1 protein-coding gene is annotated in these 211 nt (G+C 72.5%); it reads right to left on the reverse strand.

What is annotated here, in order from left to right:
• A partial coding sequence (locus QM806_RS41270) for a hypothetical protein (RefSeq protein ID WP_283295093.1) occupies positions 1 to 211 on the reverse strand: 211 nt, incomplete at both ends.

Raw genomic sequence — 211 nt, forward strand, 5'->3', positions numbered from 1 at the left:
TCCTGGTGCCGCCCTCGCTCGGGTAGATGGTGTGGAAAAGTTCGTCGCCGAGCCCGGAGGGGCACACGTGCAGGCGGCCGAGGTGCGGGCCCAGCCGGAGCTCGCGGGCGGCCGGGATGATGTGGAGAGTCGGACCAAACGAGGGCTTGCGGCGGTGGTGGGGGCCGAGATCACTGCCGATGTCCTCACGTCGGGCCCGCTGCCGCGGGCG

The sequence above is a fragment of the Rhodococcus sp. IEGM 1351 genome (genome assembly GCF_030056875.1).
Lineage (GTDB): Bacteria > Actinomycetota > Actinomycetes > Mycobacteriales > Mycobacteriaceae > Rhodococcus_F > Rhodococcus_F opacus.